Source organism: Neisseria sp. P0001.S005 (assembly GCF_051963715.1).
The window spans coordinates 1-3,910 of the sequence record NZ_JBQCTZ010000267.1 but is presented as its reverse complement, the minus strand read 5'-3'; the positions used below and the strand labels follow the sequence as shown (position 1 = coordinate 3,910).

General features: G+C 47.2%; 3 protein-coding genes and 1 pseudogene. 2 read left to right on the top strand and 2 right to left on the bottom strand.

Annotated elements, in window-relative coordinates; genetic code table 11:
- Positions 1-149: pseudogene (locus tag ACTHSP_RS18555) on the bottom strand (imidazoleglycerol-phosphate dehydratase HisB); the annotation flags it as partial.
- Positions 150-167: 18 nt separating this feature from the next.
- Complete coding sequence (gene hisC, locus ACTHSP_RS18550) at positions 168-1,253, bottom strand: histidinol-phosphate transaminase (RefSeq protein ID WP_440346637.1); 1,086 nt, start codon at positions 1,251-1,253, stop codon at positions 168-170.
- A gap of 218 nt (positions 1,254-1,471) precedes the next feature.
- Here hisC and ACTHSP_RS18545 point away from each other — a divergent pair, with 218 nt between their 5' ends.
- Together ACTHSP_RS18545 and ACTHSP_RS18540 are read left to right on the top strand one after the other, a co-directional pair.
- A complete protein-coding gene (locus tag ACTHSP_RS18545) occupies positions 1,472-1,828 on the top strand; it encodes a DUF2069 domain-containing protein (protein ID WP_150537287.1) in 357 nt (118 codons plus the stop codon).
- Positions 1,825-3,657: a Wzy polymerase domain-containing protein gene (locus ACTHSP_RS18540; protein ID WP_440346636.1), complete on the top strand. Its 1,833-nt coding sequence runs from the start codon at positions 1,825-1,827 to the stop codon at positions 3,655-3,657. Before ACTHSP_RS18545 ends, ACTHSP_RS18540 begins: the two co-directional genes overlap by 4 nt.
- Positions 3,658-3,910 lie beyond the last annotated feature (253 nt).

Below are 3,910 nucleotides of genomic sequence, written 5' to 3'. Positions count from 1 at the left end.
TCATCGCCTGCTTGTTGTTCCAAACGGCGTTTGAGCTGAGACAAAGAGGCGGAGTTTTCATAACCGCATGCGCGTGCGAGTTTGGTCAATGAGCCGGCTTCTTCAACCAGTAACAGAAAATTGGTCAAATGCAGTTGAGCTTTGTTCATGATAATAGTTCCTTGAAATCAAAGATTGGGGTAAAGGTTTTTAATAACGGCCAAGACGGCATCATTTTGCGCTGCCGAGCCTATGGTTATGCGGACACACTGATCCAAAAGCGGATGGCTGCCATGCAGTTTTTTAATCAGTATGCGGTTTTGCTTCAATGTTTCAAACAGCCCGTCCGCATCAGGAACGCGAACGGTAATAAAGTTGGCTTCGCTCGGAAAAACTTCCAAACGGTTTAATTTCAACAATTCATTCATCACGCGCGAACGCTCGTTTTTTAATGTATCAATGTTTTGCTGAATGATTGGATGATGCTTCAATGAGAATTTCGCCGCCGCCAAGCTTAATTGATTCATATTGTAAGGCGGAAGGATTTTGGCCAGTTCACCCATAATGCTTGGACTTGCCGCCGCATACCCCATCCGCAAGCCGGCAAAGCCGATTTTACTAATGGTGCGCATTACGACCAGATTTTCAACCTCTCCCGCCCACGGAAGGAAACTGTCATGATGAAACGCGCCATATGCCTCATCGACAACCACAATGCCGGTTGCCGCACGAATGACCGCCTCTACTTCTTCTCGTTTAAAACATACGCCGGTAGGGTTATTGGGATAGGCAATAAAAATTAATGACGGCTGATGTTGCTCAATCGCAGACAAAACGGCAGGAAGATTTAAAGAGAAATCCGGATTTAAGGGGACGCCGACATATTCCATGCCATAAAGTGCGGCATTATGACGATACATAACGAAACTTGGCTCAATACCCAATACACGCGCATTTAGTTTGGCAACCAGCATAGTCAAAAACTGGATAAGCTCATCGGAGCCGTTACCCAACGCGATTTCCGCTTTATCGGGAATACCGAAAACTTCCCTCAATTCTTCATAAATACCGCTCTTGGCAGTATGGGGATACAAATGAATCGGTGCCTGCTTTGCCAAGTCCGCCCATTCTGACAATAAAGATTCATACCCGGCGAAAGGATGATGCGGACACTCCATGGCGTCCAACTTAATAAAACCTTCCGGCAAATCGGCAACCTGATAGGCTGTCATTACTTTAATATCATCACGGATAACATCAGCAACGCGATTCATGGTTTTCTATCCTCCTGAGATAAAGTATTTATAATAGTAGCACAATCTTTACTAGATATATATATTAATAAGACTATAAAACAAGATAAAGTTTCATTCGTTTGAAGAAAAAACAATAAATCCTTTCTTCAGCATCTTTAAGCAATATTCTTGGCTTACCCTGCCTTTTTAGCGGTATAATTTTAAGTTTTCCAGTACGGCTTTACGCCCTCAATATTGTGAACAATACACGCTCCCCATTACCTTATCTTGCAACTTCCATAAGCCTTATCCTGCTGATCCTGCTTTCCTTATCATGGGAATTATGGATCGCGCCATTGCGCGAAGGCGGCTCATGGTTGGCACTGAAAGCCCTGCCTTTGTGCTTGCCGTTGACCGGCATTTTGAAAAAACGCATCTACACTTACCAATACAGCTCCATGCTGATTCTGATTTACTTTGCCGAAGCCTGTATGCGCCTGGCAGACACGGCTCTCGCCAGCCGGATTTGCGCCGCCGTTTCCGTATTATTGTGCATTACTTTTTTCCTTGGCTGCCTTGCATTTATCAAACAACAAAAACACACATCAAAATGACCTACCACACACTTTCAGACGGCCTGACCCAATCTTCAGTAAAACCCTTTTGGCCTTTATGGCTCAGTTTTCTTTGGATTTGCGCCGTCCCTTTTCTTTCACTCTACCGAGTCGGCCCATTGCCCAGCTTTTATCTGGAAGCCATCTCACTGAGCGGCTCATTGGTACTGACATTGATTAGCGCACACAAAGGCCTGCTGAATATCCGTCTTCCAGCACTCAGTCTCGGTTTGTTTGCCATGGCTGCATTTTGGTCGCTCCAAGCGCGCTTCATGCATTCCACCTACCCCGGTATGAGCGACATCACTGCCTGGACCTTTGTCATTTTGGCACTGGGCGCATGGTCGGTTCGCGGCTGGGTAGCAGCTTATGGACAAGAACGCATCGTCAGCATCTTTGCTTGGTCTTTATTGATAGGGGCAACCATACAGGCCGCTATCGTCTGGCTGCAATTTAAAGGCTGGTCCAACGTAGAATGGTTGAACGGCATCATTGCCCGAAGCAACGGCACCGTAAACGGCCAACTCGGCCAACGCAACCATTTGGGACATTATTTAATGTGGGGCATTTTGGCGGCATCCTACTTATGGACGGAGCGCAAAATGTCCAATGCAGCAGGTTTTCTGTTCGTATTAGCATTGACTGCGACCCTCGGCCTTGTCAACTCGCGCACCATCTTAGGCTACATTGCCGCCCTATTCCTGATTACGCCGTTATGGTTTTGGCGTACCCATTTCCAACACAAACGCGCACTGTGCATTTTTCTCCTGACCGCCATCCTGGCCGCCGCTTTCCAATTCGGTATGGGCAGCCTGTTGGACTTGTTTGGCAACGTCAAATACGAAACCGCTGTCGAACGCGCAGGCACCAGCGGTTTTGAAGGTTCCATGCGCCAAATCGAATGGAGCAAGGCATGGATTGCCTTTCAATCCGCACCTTGGTTCGGCCATGGCTGGAACAGTTTTGCCCAACAAACCTTCCTGATCAATGCCCAACAACAATACTTCCCCAACAACATCCTCGGCGTACTATTTACCCATTCGCACAATATCGTCATGCAGTTATTGTCCGAAATGGGCATTGCCGGCACCTTGCTCGCAGCCTTAACCCTGCTTACAGCTGTGTGGCGACTATCGGGACGCAACCAAACACCGGCCTCGCTGTTTTTACTGACTGCCGCCGCCGTCAGCCTCTGTCACAGCATGCTCGAATATCCACTTTGGTATATCTACTTCCTTACCGTATTCAGCCTAATTCTGTCTCTGACACCTTCTTATCCGAAAGATGTTTCAGACGGCCCTTTATCTAGCCGAATCAGACAATGGGCAGGCGGTATAGCCGCTTTATCGATTTTAATCGGCATGGCAAACCTCAGCTGGGAATATCAAAATCTGACCCAATATAGCCGTGTAGGGAAAACCGATGATCAGCAAACGGTTCAAAACAAAATCGACGGCTTGCAACGACTTTCCAAAGAAAGCCCCATGCTTGCCTATTACGCCGATTTGAGCTTGAGCAAACGTGCAGACCCGACCGATGCCTACATCCGTCCGTGGGCGGAAGAAGCCGCACTCAAAGCCCTGACCTACCGCCCCTACTCCAGCGCCTACCAAGTCGGCCTTTACCTCTACCGACAAGGCAAAAAAGAAGAAGGTGCGCAATGGATGCAGGCAATGCAATATTATTATCCTTATATGATGTATTTCTACGCTGACAAAATACGCAGTCACCCGACATTCGCTCCCTTGCTGCCCAAACTTTTGTCCGATTGCAAAGATTTCATCAACGCACCGAAACACCAAACTGCCCAATCATGCGACAAACCCTGAACAAAACACGCCCAATTGTCAGTTTGTCCTTACAGGCCGTCTGAAAATGTAAAGAGCAGCGAGTTTCTATGCAAAAAAGCGCAAAAGCACAGAAAATTACGCTATCAACAAAAGCAGATTGCATGTTAAGATTGAACACAACTCTATTTTAAGCGCCGTACTGCCATTTAGTACCGCGGCGCATACAATCACGAAAAGGAAATTCCATGAGTCGCGTATTACTCGTAGATGACGATGCCCTCTTGACCGAATT

Excerpts from the sequence above, each read along its gene's own strand:
- ACTHSP_RS18540 (WP_440346636.1), top strand. The coding sequence starts at position 1,825 with ATGACCTACCACACACTTTCAGACGGCCTGACCCAATCTTCAGTAAAA.
- hisC (WP_440346637.1), bottom strand. The coding sequence starts at position 1,253 with ATGAATCGCGTTGCTGATGTTATCCGTGATGATATTAAAGTAATGACA.